21 protein-coding genes are annotated in these 19,678 nt (G+C 50.8%); 6 read left to right on the top strand and 15 right to left on the bottom strand.

The window, feature by feature from the left end; genetic code table 11:
- Nucleotides 1-570 carry an elongation factor P gene (gene efp, locus NCTC9997_RS08600; RefSeq protein ID WP_010863855.1) on the top strand — a complete coding sequence of 190 codons (570 nt, stop codon included), beginning with the start codon at nt 1-3 and terminating at the stop codon, nt 568-570.
- Between the two features lie 99 nt (nt 571-669).
- On the opposite strand, the gene ttcA is transcribed toward efp, so the two are convergent.
- Nucleotides 670-1,602 (bottom strand): tRNA 2-thiocytidine(32) synthetase TtcA, encoded by a 933-nt coding sequence (gene ttcA, locus NCTC9997_RS08595; protein ID WP_010863854.1) that lies wholly within the window; start codon nt 1,600-1,602, stop codon nt 670-672.
- Complete coding sequence (locus tag NCTC9997_RS08590) at nt 1,559-1,828, bottom strand: hypothetical protein (RefSeq protein ID WP_144060933.1); 270 nt, start codon at nt 1,826-1,828, stop codon at nt 1,559-1,561. Before NCTC9997_RS08590 ends, ttcA begins: the two co-directional genes overlap by 44 nt.
- Before the next feature lie 255 nt (nt 1,829-2,083).
- Here NCTC9997_RS08590 and NCTC9997_RS08585 point away from each other — a divergent pair, with 255 nt between their 5' ends.
- Nucleotides 2,084-2,800, top strand: a complete 717-nt coding sequence (locus tag NCTC9997_RS08585) for an SIMPL domain-containing protein (RefSeq protein ID WP_039044831.1) — start codon at nt 2,084-2,086, stop codon at nt 2,798-2,800.
- A 578-nt stretch (nt 2,801-3,378) separates the two neighbouring features.
- Nucleotides 3,379-4,251, top strand: coding sequence for a cation diffusion facilitator family transporter (locus NCTC9997_RS08580; protein WP_197665185.1), 873 nt, complete (start codon nt 3,379-3,381; stop codon nt 4,249-4,251).
- 145 nt (nt 4,252-4,396) lie between these two features.
- On the opposite strand, the gene uspE is transcribed toward NCTC9997_RS08580, so the two are convergent.
- The 10 genes from uspE to ccoN form a co-directional block, all read right to left on the bottom strand.
- Entirely contained in the window at nt 4,397-5,344 is a 948-nt protein-coding gene (uspE, locus tag NCTC9997_RS08575) for a universal stress protein UspE (protein ID WP_010863851.1), read from the bottom strand.
- Between the two features lie 142 nt (nt 5,345-5,486).
- A complete protein-coding gene (locus tag NCTC9997_RS08570) occupies nt 5,487-6,236 on the bottom strand; it encodes an FNR family transcription factor (RefSeq protein WP_010863850.1) in 750 nt (249 codons plus the stop codon).
- A gap of 65 nt (nt 6,237-6,301) precedes the next feature.
- Entirely contained in the window at nt 6,302-6,985 is a 684-nt protein-coding gene (locus NCTC9997_RS08565) for a sulfite exporter TauE/SafE family protein (RefSeq protein WP_064977848.1), read from the bottom strand.
- On the bottom strand, nt 6,982-7,206 hold the full coding sequence (gene ccoS / locus NCTC9997_RS08560; RefSeq protein ID WP_064977847.1) for a cbb3-type cytochrome oxidase assembly protein CcoS: 225 nt from the start codon (nt 7,204-7,206) through the stop codon (nt 6,982-6,984). Before ccoS ends, NCTC9997_RS08565 begins: the two co-directional genes overlap by 4 nt.
- A gap of 6 nt (nt 7,207-7,212) precedes the next feature.
- Nucleotides 7,213-9,672, bottom strand: a complete 2,460-nt coding sequence (locus NCTC9997_RS08555; protein ID WP_064977846.1) for a heavy metal translocating P-type ATPase — start codon at nt 9,670-9,672, stop codon at nt 7,213-7,215.
- 18 nt (nt 9,673-9,690) lie between these two features.
- On the bottom strand, nt 9,691-10,179 hold the full coding sequence (locus NCTC9997_RS08550; protein ID WP_010863846.1) for a FixH family protein: 489 nt from the start codon (nt 10,177-10,179) through the stop codon (nt 9,691-9,693).
- Nucleotides 10,180-10,364: 185 nt separating this feature from the next.
- Nucleotides 10,365-11,387, bottom strand: coding sequence for a cytochrome-c oxidase, cbb3-type subunit III (gene ccoP / locus NCTC9997_RS08545; RefSeq protein ID WP_064977845.1), 1,023 nt, complete (start codon nt 11,385-11,387; stop codon nt 10,365-10,367).
- Nucleotides 11,384-11,569 carry a cbb3-type cytochrome oxidase subunit 3 gene (locus tag NCTC9997_RS08540; protein WP_010863844.1) on the bottom strand — a complete coding sequence of 62 codons (186 nt, stop codon included), beginning with the start codon at nt 11,567-11,569 and terminating at the stop codon, nt 11,384-11,386. Before NCTC9997_RS08540 ends, ccoP begins: the two co-directional genes overlap by 4 nt.
- 11 nt (nt 11,570-11,580) lie before the next feature.
- On the bottom strand, nt 11,581-12,198 hold the full coding sequence (gene ccoO, locus NCTC9997_RS08535; RefSeq protein ID WP_010863843.1) for a cytochrome-c oxidase, cbb3-type subunit II: 618 nt from the start codon (nt 12,196-12,198) through the stop codon (nt 11,581-11,583).
- 15 nt (nt 12,199-12,213) lie between these two features.
- Nucleotides 12,214-13,656 (bottom strand): cytochrome-c oxidase, cbb3-type subunit I, encoded by a 1,443-nt coding sequence (ccoN, locus tag NCTC9997_RS08530; protein WP_036769819.1) that lies wholly within the window; start codon nt 13,654-13,656, stop codon nt 12,214-12,216.
- Nucleotides 13,657-14,236: 580 nt separating this feature from the next.
- Between ccoN and NCTC9997_RS08525 the strand changes: the two genes are divergently transcribed.
- Together NCTC9997_RS08525 and NCTC9997_RS08520 are read left to right on the top strand one after the other, a co-directional pair.
- On the top strand, nt 14,237-14,719 hold the full coding sequence (locus NCTC9997_RS08525; protein WP_064977844.1) for a hypothetical protein: 483 nt from the start codon (nt 14,237-14,239) through the stop codon (nt 14,717-14,719).
- A gap of 190 nt (nt 14,720-14,909) precedes the next feature.
- Nucleotides 14,910-15,329, top strand: coding sequence for an acyl-CoA thioesterase (locus tag NCTC9997_RS08520; protein WP_039044953.1), 420 nt, complete (start codon nt 14,910-14,912; stop codon nt 15,327-15,329).
- A 207-nt stretch (nt 15,330-15,536) separates the two neighbouring features.
- Here the strand turns inward: NCTC9997_RS08520 and NCTC9997_RS08515 are convergent, their stop codons facing one another.
- On the bottom strand, nt 15,537-16,259 hold the full coding sequence (locus NCTC9997_RS08515) for a DUF3581 family protein (RefSeq protein WP_039044826.1): 723 nt from the start codon (nt 16,257-16,259) through the stop codon (nt 15,537-15,539).
- Nucleotides 16,260-16,572: 313 nt separating this feature from the next.
- Nucleotides 16,573-17,730 (bottom strand): iron-containing alcohol dehydrogenase, encoded by a 1,158-nt coding sequence (locus NCTC9997_RS08510; RefSeq protein ID WP_064977843.1) that lies wholly within the window; start codon nt 17,728-17,730, stop codon nt 16,573-16,575.
- A 418-nt stretch (nt 17,731-18,148) separates the two neighbouring features.
- Here NCTC9997_RS08510 and catB point away from each other — a divergent pair, with 418 nt between their 5' ends.
- Nucleotides 18,149-18,802, top strand: a complete 654-nt coding sequence (catB, locus tag NCTC9997_RS08505) for a type B chloramphenicol O-acetyltransferase (RefSeq protein ID WP_064977842.1) — start codon at nt 18,149-18,151, stop codon at nt 18,800-18,802.
- Here catB and NCTC9997_RS08500 read toward each other — a convergent pair.
- Entirely contained in the window at nt 18,754-19,530 is a 777-nt protein-coding gene (locus NCTC9997_RS08500; protein WP_064977841.1) for a hypothetical protein, read from the bottom strand. The two genes, catB and NCTC9997_RS08500, sit on opposite strands and share 49 nt — an antisense overlap.
- Nucleotides 19,531-19,678 lie beyond the last annotated feature (148 nt).

Genomic DNA, 19,678 nt, shown 5'->3' with positions numbered 1-19,678 from the left:
ATGAAAGTTGCTCAGGAAATCCGTGCCGGTAACGTAGTAATGATTGGCGGCGAGCCAATGATCGTGCTGAAAACCGAATTTAACAAATCCGGTCGTAACGCAGCAGTATGTAAGATGAAACTGAAAGGTCTGCTGACCGGTGCCGGTACCGAAACCGTTTTCAAAGCAGATGAAAAAATGGAAGACATCATTCTGGATCGTAAAGAGTGCACCTACTCTTACTTTGCTGATCCAATGTATGTATTCATGGACAGCGAATACAACCAGTATGATATCGAGAAAGAAAACCTGGGCGACATGCTGAACTACATGGTAGACGGCATGGAAGACGTATGCCAGGTAACTTTCTTCAACGAGAAAGCGATCAGCGTAGAGCTGCCAACGACTATCGTTCGTGAAGTTGCTTACACCGAGCCATCAGCTCGTGGTGATACTTCTGGTAAAGTGATGAAGCCAGCTACCCTGAAAGGTACTGACTACACTCTGTCTGTTGCTGACTTCGTTCAGATCGGCGACATGATCGAGATCGACACTCGTACCAACGAATTCAAGCGCCGTATCAACAAGTAATGGTGCTGTCGCATACCGCTTGCGGATGCCGACACTGAATAAAAAAGAGAGCCAATCGGCTCTCTTTTTTTGTCTCTGGCATTTGGCCATCAGGCAAGCTTATTTCAGCTCAACGATATCCAGACGCTCGCCCACATTTACCGGCTGATAGTCTTCTTCCTCTTCCAATCCCACCGGTTGCAGTGGAATATCCTGACGGTCAAACGCGATATCACCGCCATCAATCACTTCACTGCCGGATTTGATGGATTTGAAATCAAACAGCTTACTGTCACACATGTGTGATGGCACGATGTTCTGGGTTGCGCTGAACATGGTTTCAATGCGGCCAGGGTAACGCTTGTCCCAATCGCGCAGCATTTCTTTGATCACCTGACGCTGCAGGTTTGGCTGCGAACCACACAGGTTGCATGGAATGATTGGGAACTCACGAATTTCAGCGAAACGCTCGATATCTTTCTCGCGGCAGTAAGCCAGCGGGCGGATCACCACATGCTTACCATCATCGCTTACCAGTTTCGGTGGCATGCCTTTGAGTTTACCGCCGTAGAACATGTTCAGGAACATGGTCTCCAGAATGTCATCACGGTGGTGGCCCAGCGCAATCTTAGTGGCGCCCAACTCAGTGGCGGTACGGTACAAAATACCGCGGCGCAGACGTGAGCACAGAGAGCAGGTGGTTTTACCTTCTGGGATCTTGTCTTTTACGATGGAATAAGTGTCTTCTTGGACAATCTTATACTCGACACCAATGCTCTCCAGATATGCCGGCAGAATATCTTCCGGGAAACCTGGCTGCTTCTGATCCAAATTCACAGCCACCAGCTCAAAATTCACCGGTGCACTTTGCTGCAGGTTACGCAGGATATCCAGCAGGGTGTAGCTATCCTTACCGCCGGACAGGCACACCATGATGCGATCGCCTTCTTCAATCATGTTGAAGTCAGCAATGGCATTGCCGATTTCACGGCGCAGGCGCTTTTGCAGTTTATTGAAGTTGTACTGTTGTTTCTGGTTCAGTGGCTGAGTCATAGTCATCTATCGTATCGAACTGTATGTAATCGGCGGTGTGGTGGGGGATGTCAAAGACAATCGCTACCGTGCCGTCGGTTATCGGGTCTGTCTGGTTGCGCTCAAAACACGCCAATAAAACGCACCAATAAAGCGTGCCGCGTATGGTACGGTTTTCTGCGGCGAATACCAATGCGTTTTCCTGCGCTCTGGTAGAAAACGTGTGGAAAAATCGCTGAATACGCATCTGCACTCAGCGTATATCCCGCAGACACCAAGCATGATGGCGAGATGTCGGGCAAGTGACTTGGCATTCGTTATGCCTTCAACTGCGCCTATTGTTGAGCATGCTGTAACGCACGAAGTTGCGTATTATATTCGTCGCCGATAGGCTAAGCATAGCGATAAAGTGACCTGATGAGATGAGCGAACAGCAAAGACAGTAGAAAGACCAAGCAAGACAAGAATCAGAACAAATAATCACAAATAAGGATACGAAACGATGAATCGAATTGTGATGGCGCTACTGGTAGCGCTGGGCTTGGCGGCCGGTGGTTGGCTAGCCGGTTATGGGGTAGAGAAAAGTCGCGCACCAGTACGCACGGTAACCGTGAAAGGGCTGGCAGAGCAGGATGTAAAGGCTGATCTGGCGTTATGGCCGATTCGCTTTGTGCGTGCGGGGAATGATTTGGCGCAGGTGCGTGATGAGATCCAGCGCGATGACACGGCCGTGACCGCTTTTTTGCAGAAAAATGGTTTAGCGGATGCAGTATCCTTTCGTGGCATGGATGTGACTGACCGTAATGCACAGCAATATGGCGATGGCAATGTGCCGTTTCGCTTCATCATTACCCGCACTATCATGCTGCGTACCCAAGATGTCGCCAAAATAGATGAGGCGTACAAGCAAAGTAGCCAGCTGGTGGACAGTGGGGTGATCTTAAGTAACGAAGGTGTGGGGTCGGGTAATCCGGTTTATCTGTATAACGGGCTGACTACGCTGAAGCCGGCCATGATTGCGGAAGCGACCAAAAATGCCCGTGAAGCAGCGCAGCAGTTTGCCCATGATTCACAAAGTCGTCTGGGGCGGATTTTGGTAGCCGATCAAGGCGTCTTCCAGATTTTGCCTCGTGATAACGCACCGATGCTGCAAGAAGATCAGCAAATCGATAAAACCATTCGCGTAGTCACGACCATTAAATATCAGTTAGTCGATTAATTCTTACTTCAGTAGAAGTTGAAAGCTACGAGCGCAAAAAAAAAGCCCGCAGTTTCTGCGGGCGATGGTGTCATTCTTTTCCGTGAAAACTGTTCAGGGCAGCCACTCCGTTGGCTTTGGCTGCTTCGATTGCAGCCCATTCAAGTAACTCTTCACGAGTCATGGCTTACTCCTGAAATAACGGTGTACCCAAATCAGGTACGCCACGACTATACCGCAGGAACGTGGCAGCAACTAGACAGTGCGCTTCATCTGCAATGCAGTTCGGTATACCGCTGAAGAGCCTCAAATCCTCGTCAGAGCTGGGGTGGCAGGGCATGCAGTAGAGCCTGTACGGGTGGCTCTCGTATGCTGTTATGGCTTTTTGCATTCAAAACGGCGCGTGTAATAACAATTGGCACTATCAAGTTGTTGCGCAGCAGTATTGAAATGTTTTGTGCTTTTAGTAGGCTAATGACGATCAGAAAAGGCTGCTTAGCAGCCTTTTTTACAGGCATATATTTTTTAAACACACAACGTGGAGGACATCTATGGTTGATCTTAACCATGCACTTATTAGGGAACGCAGAGCATTAAAATTGTCGTTAGCTGGCACCATCGTGATGTCAGGCTTTGGCATTGGTTATGGTTTGCTGGTTGGCTCCAACGCCATTTTTATGGATGGCTTGTTCTCCTTGCTCAGCATGGGCATGACCGGGTTGGGCTTATTGACCGCTTATCTGGTTTCCCGTCCCGATGATCACCGTTTTCAGTATGGATATGCGCACCTTGAGCCGTTGATCAATGTGGTCAATGGAGGCGTGATCTTACTAACCTGTATTTTTGCATTTGTAAATGCAATCTCTTCTATCCGCCAAGGTGGTCATGTCATCAATCTGGACAGTGCGCTGTTGTATGCACTGGTCTCGACTATATTTTGTTTTGGTGTTTACAGCGTTGAATTGCGTGTCGCACGCTCGGTAAACTCCGAACTGGTACGCGTGGATGCGAAAGAGTGGCTAGTGGATGGCATTTTAAGCTGCACGATTTTGCTGGGTTTTGCGCTGGCTAAAGTGTTAGAAGGCACCAGCTTGGCGTGGGTCAACGTGTATATTGACTCGGTGATGGTGGCCGCATTGGCGCTGGTGGCGATGTTTATCCCGATTAGCGTACTGCGCCGTAATCTCAGTGAAGTATTATTAGTTGCGCCGCGTAGCCCGCTTTCGGCGCATTTGGATGAAACCCTGTCGCGGATCGCCAATCGTCACGGATTTATCGAATATTCCAGCCATCTGGCCAAAATAGGCCGGCGCTACGAGGTGGAAGTGAACATCTTAGTGCCCCGCGATGGCGACTGGGGGATCCACCGTCAGGATCATATCCGCAAAGAGTTGTGGGATGAGCTGGGTGAGGAGCTGGGCAATGACCCTTGGCTGTCACTCTGTTTTACCAGTGAATCACGCTGGTTATAACCGCATACTTATAAAAACCGCCGACAGATGTGTCGGCGGTTATCTTTAAGGGATAGCTAAGGGATAGTGGTCGTTAAGGCATATACAATTACAGGTATAGCTAAACTTGCCAGTTAACAAACTCGGAGCTAAAAGGCGCTTGAGGCTATTTGGCTAAACTGTCTGTAATTGGGCAAACAAACCCGTCTGGTTTCACCGCCAACAAATCACACGTTAAGCGATCAATCACATGCTCTGCGGTATTACCGATGAACGCGGCTGAAATACCGGTACGGCCAATGGTGCCTAAAATAACTAACTCAGCATCAATCTTGTCGGCAACATCTGGGATTACTTCCTCGGGTAGCCCTTCCACCACATGGGTACATTCGGCGCTGATATGGTATTGCTGGCGCAGTGTCTTCATGCCTAACAAGTGGTGTCCGCGAATTGCATCGTTATAGGCTTTTGGATCAAACTCAGGAATATCAATCGAGATATTTACCGGAGTAGACGGGTACGAGTTCACCAAATGCACTTCGCCGGGTTGCAGCGCCACGCTTAAACTTTGTGCCTCGCAAATCAGCTTTTCGTTCAGGCTTTGGTGATACTCTTCATCACTCGAGAGGTTCACCGCTACTAACAGCTTGCTGTATTCACGCCACTCATTGTTTTTCACCATCAGCACTGGGCACGGACACTTACGCAGCAAGTGCCAATCGGTTGGGGTAAAGATCAGTGATTCCAGACCATCATGCTGGTGCGTGGCTTTGATCAGCAGATCGTGCCCGCCTTGAATAACTTCGCGAATAATTGCTTCAAAAGGGCGGTTGTGCCATACCACTTTGATATGAATCGGCACGTTGGTATCGGTGTAATCTTTGAGTAAGTCACGTACCCAATTGATCCGCTGCCCAACTACGCCATCACGCATCGCTTGGCGCTCGTCAGCCGACAGCATCGAAGTCATTTCATAGGAAAAGTCATAAATGGATAAAAAGGCGGTAATTTCCGCGCCTTCTTCTTGCTGGGCGAGGTATAAAGCTCGGCTCAGTGCCGGTTGCGCTTCCTGATTAGGATCGATGGCGACCAGAATGTTGCGGTATTTAATCATAGATACCTCCCACACAGATGTTATCCGTCGCTACAAAACAATAACTAAAGCGTAATGTATAGATACCAGAAGAGACAGCTGGAGGGGGAGATACGGGTCAAGAATTTGATCATCCTTGACCCAGATAGAACAAAGTGTGAGCTTAGGCTTGTTTATTATTACCGGCGAGCACCGATAAAGCATCAATGTCATTGATGGTGATGTACTTACCTTTCACTGCCAGAATGTTGCTCTTCTGGAAGCGGCCCAGCAGACGGCTGATGGTTTCGACAGTCAATCCCAGATAATTGCCGATATCACCACGGGTCATAGTCAGGCGAAATTCGCGTGGTGAGAAGCCGCGCGCCGCAAAACGACGTGACAGGTTATAGATAAACGCCGCCAAACGCTCTTCCGCGTTTTTCTTAGACAGCAGCAGGATCATATCCTGATCGCCTTTGATTTCGCTGCTCATCAGACGCATCATCTGCTGACGCAGTTTAGGCATCTTGCCTGACAGGTCATCGAGGATCTCGAACGGAATTTCGCACACCATCGAGGTTTCCAGCGCCTGAGCAAAGCTTGGATGCGCCATGTTATTGATGGCGTCAAAGCCAACCAGATCGCCGGCCAGATGGAAGGCAGTGATCTGCTCATCACCTTGTTCGGTGATGGTGTAGCTTTTGATCGTGCCGGAGCGGATCGCGTACAGGGATTTAAGCTCATCACCTGCTTTGAACAGCGCCTGACCTTTTTGAATCGGTTTCTTGCGTTCAATAATGTTATCGAGCTGATCCAGTTCGCTTTCATTCAGCGTGAAAGGAATACATAACTGACTGATGCTGCAGTCCTGACAGTGGATGGCACAGCCACCGGATTGAATGCGTCGTATCGTCTTTTTCTCTGGGATCATAACGTATAACACTACCTGACATTGATATGGGTCAATTTTACCATGTTTAAGCGCAGAATTGTTAACTATGTCAACTGCTGAATAGCGATATACGCAGTTTGTGCGCCATATAACAAAAGTAGCACGGCAGATGTGCGTTTAAATAGCATCCCCGAGAGAAAATTTCGCAGCTGAGACGCAGCTTGTCCGACCACTAACATGGCCGGTAAGGTGCCCAGGCCAAAGCCCAACATGATGGCCGCGCCCGACAGCGCACTGCCGGATGCCGATGCCCACGTGAGAGTGGAGTACACCAATCCGCACGGCAACCAACCCCAGACAAAGCCAAGAGGCAACGCCATAAACGGATTTTTCAGTGGGATCATCGCTTGAGCCAGTGGTTTAACGCGTTTCCACACATGTTGGCCGAGGACTTCAAAACGTTGTAGCCCAAACCACCATTGCCCCATGTACAGGCCAAGTGCAATCATCATCACGGCGGCCAGCAAGCGCAAAACCAGCAATAAGGTTTTGCCGGCGGCGAGATCGGCCAGTGAGGCAAAGAGCCCGCCGAGCAGTAAGCCTGCTAAAGAATAAGCCAAAATACGGCCGATATTGTACAGCAGCAGATAGCCCGTTTTACGCCAGAGCGAGTTTTGATCCGGTAGAGCAAAGGTCAAGGCGGCGGCTACGCCTCCGCACATGCCCAAGCAGTGGCCTGCGCCAGCTAAGCCGACCAATACTGCTCCGGTGGCACTCAAGGTGATCATGCTAATGGCCCCTGATCTGGGTTTTTGCTTTGTGTTTTGCTATCTGACTTGTTAGCTGCCGGACGTGCAGCGCTAGGCTGCTCATCTTCCTCAAACAAAATTTGCATTCCTTGGCGATTTAAATCTTCAAATTGCTCAGATTTCACCGCCCACAGAAACACCAGTACTGCCACCAGCACGAACAACATGGCAATCGGAACCAGTACATAAATAATGTCCATCTTGCGCTACCTCATTAAACGCAACGAGTTAAGCACCACAATCAGCGAGCTGGCTGACATGCCGATAGCGGCCAAATACGGAGGAAGCATGCCGCTGATCGCCAGGGGTAAAATCACCAAGTTGTAGCCGAGTGACCACGCCAAGTTTTCACGGATAATTCGGCGAGTTCGGCGTGCCAAATGCAGCGCCTGCGGTAAACGATCCAGTTTATCGGACAGCAATACCATGTCAGCAGCGTTTTTTGCCAAGTCGGTTCCACTTCCCATTGCCACCGATAAGTGCGCACTGGCTAAGACTGGCGCATCGTTCACGCCATCGCCGACCATCATCACTATCTCACCTTGTTGCTGACGTTGTTGTAGGTAATCGAGCTTGTCTTGTGGCGATAATCCTTTATGCCAATCGGCCAGCGGCAATTGTGCAGCAATGTAATCGGCGGCGCCAGAGCGATCGCCTGTGAGAAGCGAAAGTTGAATGCCGCGCTGATTTAAGTGGGTGAGGCTAGCCAAAGCATCGTCACGTAATGGGTCTTGCAGCCAGAAGCACGCCAGCAGCTGTGTTTCATTTGCCAGATAGACCGGCAAAACTCCCGCCGGCACGTCGCTAGGCTGGCGGTGAGCCTGTTCTGTGGTAGCAACGTTTGTGTTGGCCAACGCTGCGCAAGCAAAATCATAGTGTCCGATACGATAAACCGTGCCATTAATGCGGGCGCGGATACCATTACCGGTGACAATTTCTGCTTGTTCGGCACTATACGCGCTCGGGGAGCCTGAGTTCACCGAGACATCACTGAGGTGCTGAAACACCCGCGCTATCGGGTGGGCGCTGTGCGCTTCCAGTGCGGCGGCCAGAGCCAGTACATCGGCACTTGAGCGTTGTGCTGTTAGCACATCAGTGCGCACCAGTGACATGCGCCCTTCGGTGATGGTGCCGGTTTTATCCAGTACGATCCGATTGACCTGACATAAGGTCTCTAGCGCATGCCCTTTACGGACCAACAGCCCCATTTGGCTTAGGCGCGAGATGACGCATGTAACGGCGGTCGGCGTAGCTAGGGCTAATGCGCACGGGCAGGTAGCCACCAATACGGAAAGCGTCACCCAGAACGCTTTTTCGGGCTCATACAGGTGCCAGCCGAACCATGTCATGGCGGCAATCAGCAGCAAGGCCCACACAAAGTAACGGGCAATCCGATCGGCAATCAGCACAATGGCCGGTTTGGTCTGCAGCGCTTGATCTTGCAGGCGCAAAATCGATGCCAGCAGGCTGTCGGCACCGGTGTGGGTGACTTGCGCCGTTAAGCTGCCTTCGCCGTTAACGGTACCGGCGTACACCGGATCGTGTTTTTGTTTGGTCACCGGTAAGTATTCACCGGTCAGCATGGATTCGTTGACGTCACTGATTCCATCGGTAATACAAGAATCGGCCGGGACTCGCTCGCCGGGGCGGATAATAATGCGATCGCCCGGGCGGAGGCTTTTGGCTGCCACCTGTTCGCCGTTTTCCCGTGTGGCGATGCTGGGCACCAATTTAAGCAAATTGCTGGTTGCCTCAGTGGCTAAGCGCCGCACGCGCATCTCCAGAAAACGCCCCAGTAACAAGAAAAAGGCAAACATGGTGATGGATTCAAAATACACCTCGCCTTGATTGGTGATAGTGGCGTAAGCACTGGCAATGTAGGCACCAATTAAGGCAAAAGAGACAGGAACATCCATATTCAGTGTGCGAGCCTTGAGGCTGCGCCAAGCACTGTAATAGAAGGGCAGGGAAGCGTAGAGGATCACCGGCGTCGACATGATGAGGCTAACCCAGCGAAAATACCAACGCTGGGTCGTATCCAAATCACTGAACATTTCAAGATACAGGGCAACGGCGACCATCATCACCTGCATGCTGGCTAAACCGGCGATCCCCAGTTTACGCAGGTAACTGTTCATTTCGCGCCGGTATTGCTGCTCTTGGCTGGCAACTTCAAACGGAGCGGCTTGGTAACCTAAGCGGCGCAGGCGCGCCAGCAATTCGCTAAGGCGGACCCGCGCCGGATCCCAACGCAGCAATGCGCGCTGTGCGGTGGCATTGACCTGAATACTGAGTACGCCATCGCTTTGGCCAAGGTGTTTTTCAATCAGCCATGCGCAGGCTGCGCACGTGACGCCATCAAGCGATAGGCTGATTTCATTTCGGGTTTCACTGCCTTGGTTATTTTGGTGCACGAATTCGGCTTGTACTTCAGGCAAGTCGTAGTGTTGCAGATTTTTCAGCTCGTCCGGAACCAACTCGCTTCGTGATGCAGGCGTTGTACGGTACTGGTAATAGGATGTCAGTCCGCTGTCGACAATGGTCTGAGCGACGGCTTGGCAGCCGGGACAGCACATAGCGCGCGGCTCATTGAACAGAATAACCTCATAGCGGCTACCGGGTGGAACCGGCTCCCCGCAGTGATAGCAGGCATGAACAGCATCCATAATATACAACTTCCATTATTAACGGTGCCCGGAGAAGGAAAATAGCGCGCTGGATGGCAATGTGATGGACTCTTGTAGCCGCCAGCGCGAGTCGAACGGCTCGATACTCACTTGCCACTTGCCGGTGATCGCCGATGGCAGATCAAAGCGGTACACCCCATTGTAATCGGCGTTGATCATCAGATTGAAATCATGATCTTGCAAGGTCGGGTGATAGAAATAGATCTTGAGAGCAGGGAAGGCGGGGAGTTCACCTTTTTTCAGGGTTAAGCGCGCTTGCTCGCCGACAATCAGCAAATCGCCTTGGATATGCAGTTGTTCAGCCAATTGCAAACGGCTGATATCTTCGTTGATGGCTTTGCCTTTGTTGTAATAATCATCTACCACTAGACTGTCACGGTGGGTAATGGCCAATTTTAGGGTGTAAAAACTGGCTGCAACCGCGGCAAGGGGGAGCAGGATCAGAAACCAAGGCCAGAACTGCTTATACCAGACCTGTTGTGTCATTGTGTTTATCCGTCCCTGTGAGTTTTTCGTCCAAATTGCTTCATGCACATTAACGCACGCAAGTTGGTTCCTGTTGAGACGGTTGCCGGACGGACAGTAACGCTGCGTCGTCCGGCAATCGTGTTTTCATTGTGTTACGTCTAGCTATGTTTGCGTTTAGCGATGTTTTAGCGGGTAACGGTTAATCAATGCGCGGCTTTTGCCGGTTCATTGGTTGCCATACCGGCTTGTCCGCCGTTATTTTGGCTCAAGCTAAACACATAAGCGGCCAACAGATGGACTTTATCGTCACCTAGAATGGATTGCCATGCTGGCATCTGTCCATTACGGCCATATTTCACCGTTTCTTCGACATTGGCACGGGTTCCGCCGTACAGCCAAATCTGGTCAGTCAGGTTTGGCGCACCGACAGCAGGGTTACCTTTACCATCCGGACCGTGGCAGGCTGCACACAGCACAAAACGTTTTTTGCCGGCTTCCGCTTCCCGTGGGTCGACCTTACGGCCGGACAAACTTAAGGCGTAGCTGACGACTTCACGAACGCCGTCTGGGCCTAAGGTGTCTTTCCACGCTGGCATTGCACCGATACGACCATGCAAAATGGTGGTTTTGATCACTTCCGGCTCACCGCCGTACAGCCAATCATTGTCGGTCAGGTTCGGGAAGCCTTTTTGTCCGCGCGCATCTGACCCGTGGCACAGGGCGCAGTTTTGCAAGAATAACGCTTTCCCAACTTTCATGGCATTCGGATCATTTGCCACTTCGGTCAACGGACGGAAGGTTGTGCCATCAGCCTGATAAGCCAGCTTTTTAAAGGTTTCGCCGAAGGTTTTGTCGGCTTGCGCCTTTTCTTGGTCGTATTGCACGTATTGGCCAGCGGCTTTGGCTTTTTCAACCGCGGCATTCGACTCTTGCAACGACAACACGCTCTGGTTAGCACTGTGCCAGCCGAGCAAGTTACCCCATGCACCTAAGCCTGGATACAGCACCAGATAGCCCAACGCAAACACGATGGTCATCCAGAACATGTAGCGCCACCATTTTGGTAGCGGGTTGTTGATTTCTTTAATGCCGTCGTAACTGTGGCCCATGTCAGAGCCTTCATCGACGCCCATTTTATCTTTTGTACACCACCACAACAGTACGCCGCAGCCAAAGATCGTGGCCAGCGTGATGATGGTGATCCAAAGTGTCCAGAAAAGACTCATGCTTGCTTACTCCCTGCAGGCGTCTGTGATTCCTGTGGTGGTGTCTGCTCGTCGGCAAAAACCAGATTGGCGGCTTCGTCAAAACGGGCCTTTTGTTTTTTGCTGTAAGCCCAGACGATGATGCCAAGGAAGCTGACAAAGACCACCACAGTGTAGATGCTGTGAATGACTCCGAAATCCATCTGCATACTCCTTATTTCATCGCCAGACCGAGGGACTGCAGATAGGCAATCAGCGCATCCATTTCGGTTTTACCTTTTACATCCGCACCGGCAGAGGCAATTTGCGCTTCGGTGTAAGGAACCCCGAAATTATCGCGAAACAGTGCCAGCTTCTTACCGGTGAGCTCACCGGTCAGCACATTTTCTTCCAACCATGGGAAGGCGGGCATGTTGGACTCCGGTACAACGGAACGCGGGTCTAACAGGTGCTCACGGTGCCAAGTATCGGAGTAACGGCCACCAACGCGCGCCAGATCCGGGCCCGTACGCTTAGAGCCCCATAAGAAGGGGTGCTCCCAGACCGATTCACCGGCCACAGAGTAGTGGCCGTAACGCTCGGTTTCGGCGCGCAGCGGACGCACCATCTGGCTATGGCAGGTGTGGCAACCTTCGCGAATATAAATATCGCGCCCTTCCATCTGTAAGGCGGTGTAAGGTTTGAGGTTGGAGACCGGTTGAGTGGTCTCTTTCTGGAACATCAGCGGCACAATCTCTACAAGCCCGCCGAGGCTGATCGCAACCACGATCAGGATCGCTAACAAGCCGATATTTTTTTCCACAATCTCGTGGCGGTTGTTCTGACTGCTCATTGTTATTCTTCCCTGTCAGGCTGGTTCACCGGCAGCTTTGTTCACTGGATCGAGTTCCGTGCTGCTATCCGTAATGGTTTTATAGGTGTTATAGGCCATCACAAACATGCCGGTGATGATGAATAAGCCGCCGACAAACCGGATGAAATAGAACGGATAAGATGCCTGTAACGCTTCCACAAATGAGTAGGTCAGGGTGCCATCGGCATTGACAGCACGCCACATCAGGCCTTGCATGACACCGGAGATCCACATGGACACGATGTACAACACCGTACCAATGGTCGCCAGCCAGAAGTGCACGTTGATAAGACGGGTGCTGTACATCTTCTCACGGTGGAATAAGGCTGGAATCAGGTGATACAACGAGCCGATAGTGACCAACGCTACCCAGCCCAGCGCACCAGAGTGCACGTGGCCGACTGTCCAATCGGTGTAGTGGGACAGGGCGTTGACGGTTTTGATCGCCATCATTGGGCCTTCGAAGGTCGACATCCCGTAGAAGGAGAGGGAGACCACCAAAAAGCGCAGTATCGGATCATCACGCAGCTTATGCCAAGCACCAGACAGGGTCATGATCCCGTTGATCATGCCGCCCCAAGAAGGCACGAACAGGATCACGGACATCACCATGCCGAGGGTTTGTGTCCAGTCAGGCAGCGCGGTGTAGTGTAAATGGTGCGGACCGGCCCAGATATACAAGGAGATCAGCGCCCAGAAGTGCACGATGGACAGACGGTATGAATACACCGGACGGCCCGCTTGTTTCGGTACGAAATAGTACATCATGCCGAGGAAACCGGCGGTCAGCAGGAAGCCTACAGCGTTGTGCCCGTACCACCACTGTACCATCGCATCGACTGCACCGGAGTACAGGGAATAGGATTTGGTCAGGGTCAGTGGGATCGCCATACTGTTAACAATGTGCAACACGGCCACGGTGATGATAAAGGCACCGAAGAACCAGTTGGCGACATAGATATGGGAGACTTTACGCTTGGCGATGGTGCCAAAAAAGCAGATAGCATAGGCCACCCACACAATGGCGATCAGGATATCAATCGGCCATTCCAGCTCGGCATACTCTTTGGACGTGGTAAATCCCATCGGCAGCGAGATCGCTGCGCACAGGATCACTAACTGCCAGCCCCAGAACACAAATTGCGCTAATTTGGGCGCAAACAGTGCGGTTTGCGATGTTCGTTGGACAACATAAAACGATGTTGCCATCAACGCCGAGGTACCAAAGGCGAAGATGACCGCATTGGTATGTAACGGACGTAAGTGGCTATAAGTCAGCCACGGTGTTTCGAAGTTAAGCTGAGGCCAAATAAGTTGCGCAGCAATCAGAACACCTACAGACATGCCCACAATGCCCCAGACCAAGGTCATGATGGCGAATTGGCGCACGACTGTATAGTTGTAAGTTTGCTCAAGCGTATTCATCTGTTGGGTCATGATGACGTGCTTCCGCTGTTGTCACTATCAACTACACTAATGTATCCCTGTGCAGGAACATCTCTGTTTTGCCGCGTCCGGAAGAGAGGCTCTGTCCGGTTTTTTTGCTACTTACTGTAAACGCGGCATTTTCCGTTTCCGATTCTACTTGAGTCATGCATGAAGTGCAGCAAAAAAAGCACACATTTGTTACGGTGAGATAACAAATTTGTGGGTATCGTAACGGTGTATGAGGTTGTAAGGCACTTATAGTGCTAAGCGCTTATATATGTGTGATTCAACTCGTGTGATTGAGTGGCTAATTAGCGCTGCCACCGCCGGCGCTGCTAGCTAAGTGTGTGGGTTAATCCACTTAGCACACAGCGGTGCGATCAATACGGGTGTTATGACACGCGCTAACTCGCTGGCTTTTATCACTGACCATAGCGATGTCAGCGAAATAATTAGCATTAACACCGATAACTAAAGCACCATAAATCAGTACAATAGAGCGAGAGTTGCGAGCGCATCAGCGCCAATTTAGTTACCCGCGTTATGCGTAATGACGTGAATATTCAGTAATAGCAATAAAGGAGTAAATGTGGCTGCCGAGAAACTCACCCGTGCACGGTTAATCCAGCTGATTGTGGTGTTAATTATCTTTCTGGCGTTAGTGGCGTGGCGGACGTGGTCATTTTATGAAACCCGCGCACAACAACAAACCGATATGACGAACGGCAGTGCTCCATCAGCCAGTACGCTGTGCAATTTAAATCTGCAGAGCTGCGCATTGGAAAGTAAAGCTGGTGCTGCGATAACCTTGGAATTATCGCCACTGCCGCCACAGGCCGAAAGTGAGTTGCAGTTACGTTTATCTGGCTTACCGGCTACGGTAGTACCGCAAGGCACGGTTGAAGGGCGCGATATGTATATGGGCGTGATCCCGCTGGTATTTACTCGCCAAGGCGATGATTGGATTGCCTCTTTCCAAGTGGGTTCTTGCACCAGTGACAAGATGGTGTGGCTGGTGAATGTGGTAGCCGCAGGCGAGAGCTATCCGCTGTTATTTGATGTTGCTAAATAGATGAGTCTGCGCGTGATTGCCTTACGGTAATGCAAACATGCAGTGCACATCTTGAAAATCAGTGCGTAAAAGGGAATTCAACAGTGCAATAACACAACACGAGGCATCAGCAGTTCCTCCGTGATATCCCGTTAGGATCGAGGAAAGATCCAGCAAGGAGTTAGCGATGAGCGATGGAAATAAGGCGATATTGCCGGTTAGCATTCGGGTTAGGGGTTATCATCTGGATGCCTATCAGCATGTGAATAATGCGCGGTATCTGGAGTTTTTGGAGGAGGCGCGTTGGCATTGGCTGGAAACCAGCGGTGATTTAGCTTGGTATATGCAGCGTGGTGTTGGCTTTGTGATTGCGAATATCAATATTAATTATCGCAAGCCGGCGCTGCTCAATCAGCATTTGAGCGTCGATTGTCATCTGGAGCGTCTGGGGGAGCGCAGTGGGGTGTTACAACAACGCATTGTATGTGTCGAAAGTGGTGATCTGATTGCTGATGCAGCGATCACCTTTGTCTGCGTGGATATGAAAACGCAAAAGGTGTTGGCCTTGGAGGGTGATTTACGTGAGCGTTTGGAGCAAGGCTTCGCCCGTGGTTGTGGCGCAACGACCTGATCTATAACTTAAGCTAAGCAGTTTAGTCGCGCTGGATTTAGTCGCAGCGGCTTAGCAACAGCCAATCAACAGTAATAGCAAGAAACGGTAGTTTAGCGGTTGTGTCTGAATTCGAATGTTATTTTAAGCCGCAGTTTGATGTCGTTATGATTCAAACTGCGGCTTTTAAGACGGTTCTGTTAAGCAATAGTCCCGTAACTCGTAGGTTTACGCGACCAGAGCCTGATTTAAAAAGGCATGTTTGCGTTGCTCAAAGCGGCTGACTAAGTCGTTGACGGCATCTTGCTGATATGGGATCAGACCGCTAGCGACCATGCGTTTGCGTCCCATGCCCACTTCTTTACCATTTTCGGTAAAGACAAATTCTAGCGTTACATTGCCGCGTTTCCCTTCGATATCCATACTGGCATTGCTCAGGCGTACGCTTGGGCGCGCCAGCTCCAGTGATGACATCTCCAGTGACATGCTTTCATAAATCACCAACGGGCGCGTTGGATGGATCATGTGCTGGGTTTGTTCCATCAGCGGAACCATGATATGTGGGAAATTCATACCGGAAAATGCCACATAGCTGCGGATCACTTGCTCGGTGATGTGGCTATCAAAGGTCGTCTCCCCTGATGTGGCAACATTGAGGTAGTTTTTACCGCTGTCATCGGTTACACACCACAGCTGCTGATCTTCGCTATTGAGGCTAAGAGTCACACCATCAGAAACCATACCGGCAAAATCAAAATGCATGTGTTGGCTCAGGCCGATTTTGCTCATGATCAGGGCAAACAGCAGGTCACCCGGTACACAAAAGCGCTTGGCATCGGGATCGTGGATGGGGTTGAAGTCGCCGGCGATGCGCTTGGCAAAGTGACTGGCCTGCTCGCGGCTGAAGTGAAAGCTGTCTGCGGCTGATTGGTAATACGGCTGAAGGAACATGGCATCAGATCTTCTGATTAATAACATGACAGCAGTGTAGCTAAATTTTCGTGGTCAAATGGTCTAGCCAGTTAAGTGATCGGAGGTGTGGCCTGTTACTGGCTAACGCAGTTGTGCGGTGATGAGCGAATTGCGAGTACTTGAGCGGCAGAGATGTGTGAGGAGAAACGAATGAAAAATGAGGAGAGAAAGAGGACATCAGATGCATTATCTGTGTCCTCTTATTGTATGGTTTTTGGGCGGTATATTTATCGATTTTATCGACAGCTAGCATGCCCTTGTGGCTACGCTAGCCCGCATAACATCTGAAAAATTAAGCCATTAACAAAATACGCGCGACCACTTCAGGGGTGATGTCTTTGTGCTCGCCCAGTGCCGTCATGTGGTGACGTTTGAGTGAGGAAACCACTTTTTCCGCAGCATCTTTGGCATTGATACCGTAATCGGCCAGATGCGTTTTTACACGCATCATTTCAAAAAAATCGCGGGTTTTCTCGATGGCTTTGTTGATGCGATGCTCGTCTTTACCATCACGCAAGCCCCAGATGCGTTCGGCATATTGCAGCAGTTTTTGCTTTTTCTGCTCGCGCTGTACATCCAGCAATACAGGCAAAACGATAGCCAAGGTTTGCGCATGATCCAAACCGTACGCCGCGGTGAGCTCGTGGCCAATGGCGTGAGTTGACCAGTCTTGTGGCACGCCCACACCAATCAAACCGTTCAGTGCCATAGTAGCACTCCACATGATGTTGGCGCGGATGTCGTAATCTGTTGGGGTGGCCAGCGCGCGTGGGCCTTCTTCCAGCAAGGTCAGCAACAGACCTTCGGCAAAACGATCTTGCACTTTGGCATTGACCGGATAGGTCAGGTATTGCTCCAGAATATGGATAAACGCATCGACAACGCCGTTACTGATTTGCCGCTCTGGCAAGGTATAGGTTTTGGTTGGGTCAAGTACCGCGTGTTGTGGATAGACGCGTGGGCTGGCGAAAGCCAGTTTACTGTGATCGGATTTACGGCTGATCACGGCAAAGGAGTTGGTTTCTGAGCCGGTGGCTGGCAGGGTCAGAATGCAGCTCAGCGGCAGTGCGCACTCAACCGGTGCTTGCTTGCTCAGGATGTCCCACGGATCATCGCCGGTAAAACAGGCCGCAGCGGCAATGAATTTAGTGCCATCCACCACAGATCCACCACCAACAGCCAGCAGGTAGTCAATTTGATGCTCTTTAACGGCCGCGACAGCTTGCATCAAGGTTTCGTAAGACGGATTCGGCTCGATGCCACCGAATTCAAAGAATGTGTGTTTGTGCAGGACTTGGCGTACTTCATCCAATGTGCCAAAGCGGATCACGCTGCCACCACCATAAGTGATCAGGATCCGCGCATCGGCCGGAATACGCTCGGCCAGCCGGGCAATTTGCTGCTGACCGAACAATACTTCGGTCGGGTTATAAAAAACAAAAGACTCCATGAGATCAGCTCCTTAAATGTCTACATGCTGCCGGGGAGACCTGCTATCAGATGTGCTCCAGCCTAATCCAAAATGGCTACCGGTGATGTTTTTATTGATTGCCGGTTGTAATGAAAGATTATCTGTCTATCTAAGTAAAGTGGCGACATTATTTTGCTGGTTTTTTGTCTTTGGCGGTATTTTGCAATATCCCCTTCCTACTTGAAGCTGCAGCGGTGTTGGCTACGTTCGTTCACCCCAATCACATAGTTTGTCTATGCTCATGGGGATTCACTCACTTGCCGCCTACCTGCAGCTTCACGTTGTTTGGGTATAGATGTGGCAGTTATGACGTTTTAGACACTGTTTTGTTTTGCTGGCTGACAAGGTTTACGTTACATATCTGTGGGCATCATCGACGTAAGGTATCGACAGTATTATGCAAAATTATTTTTCCAGCCCGTTTGCGGGTAAATCGCTCCAAGAACAAATTACCAATAAGAACATTATTGCAGGTCGACATAGCTATTATTCTGGTTATTACCATGGTCATAGTTTTGATGACTGTGCGCGCTACCTAAGTCCTGATAGGGATGATGTCGATAAGCTGCGCATCGGCAATTTCTGCTCTATCGGCTCTGGGGCGGTATTTATGATGGCGGGCAACCAAGGGCACCGGACCGATTGGGTATCAACGTTTCCTTTTTTCTATATGGACAATCCGCTGTTTTCTGCGGCGCAAGATGGCTTTGTGCGTGCAGGAGACACCGAAATTGGGCATGACGTGTGGATTGGCACTGAGGCGATGATCATGCCGGGGGTTAAAGTCGGTAATGGCGCGGTGATTGCTAGCCGAGCTTTGGTGACCAAGGATGTCGCGCCGTATGAGATTGTCGGTGGGCATCCGGCCAAGCATATCCGTTTTCGTTTTGACGAGGCGGCCATTGCGCAGTTGCAGGAGATGCAGTGGTGGCTGTGGCCGGATGAAGTGATTGCGCCTGCGGTATCGCGACTGTGTGCCGGTGACGTAGCCGGTTTATATGCTTACTGGTGTGAGCAGGTGCGAAGTGGCGCAATTGCCGTAGCAAACTGACGGATCTGTGTTTCTAATGCGGAGCGATGTTTTTCCAACTCCTTCAGACGGTTGACGTTGGCTCCGGAGGGATGCGGGAAACCGGATAAAATTTGTGAGGCATCCACGCAGCCTTCGCTGGCCAGTTGCTGTAAAACCTCTTCGACAGCTTTGCCTAGCGGAATGAGTAAGACGTGATCTTTGTGCTGCAACTGGCCGAACTCGTGCGCAAAGGTGTGACGTGCGTAGTTCATCAGTAGCGCTGTCTTACCCAGTTTGGGCGTATGGCCGGTGTAGTTGGTGCCTTTGACAAAAACGGGATAGGGGATCAGTGACACTGTGTGTAACCAATGATCTTGTTCATCAAATAAGGCGGCGCAGCTGGCCAGACCTAACGCTTGGTTTAGGTGCAGGCTGTCGAGCATGTTGATGATATTGGTGCGCATGCTGCCACTAAAACGAGCGGCCACTTTGCATTCGTATTGAATGGTGGCCAGTGACTTTGCGGCTACCAGCCCACGATGCGCGGTGACAAAGGCTTGTGACATCTGCTGAAAGCCGGGCGTGATCCCCACGATAAAGACGCGAGCTTGTGAGTTGGCGTATTCGTTGTGTGGCGCGTAGTAAATCTCCAACGTGCCGGATTTTTCTAGCAGAAAATCGGGAATCAGTAGATCGTTGCGCGTATAGCTCGGTTTATCTGGCAGTGCGGCGATGCGAGTTTGGTAATCGACAAGTGTCTTGTGCATTTGAGTTCGGTTTCAATTGAGGTCAGTCGAGAGTGTTTGCCCATTGCCCATTGCCCATTGCCCATTGCCCATTGCGACTTACTCATTGTGCACGGCAAGGCGTTATTGCTGCTATGCCGAGTTTTGGGAGCGTAGGCCTGATGGCAGG

Source organism: Plesiomonas shigelloides (assembly GCF_900087055.1).
Lineage (GTDB): Bacteria > Pseudomonadota > Gammaproteobacteria > Enterobacterales > CAMTGL01 > Plesiomonas > Plesiomonas shigelloides.
This window is presented reverse-complemented; position numbering and strand designations above follow the sequence as displayed.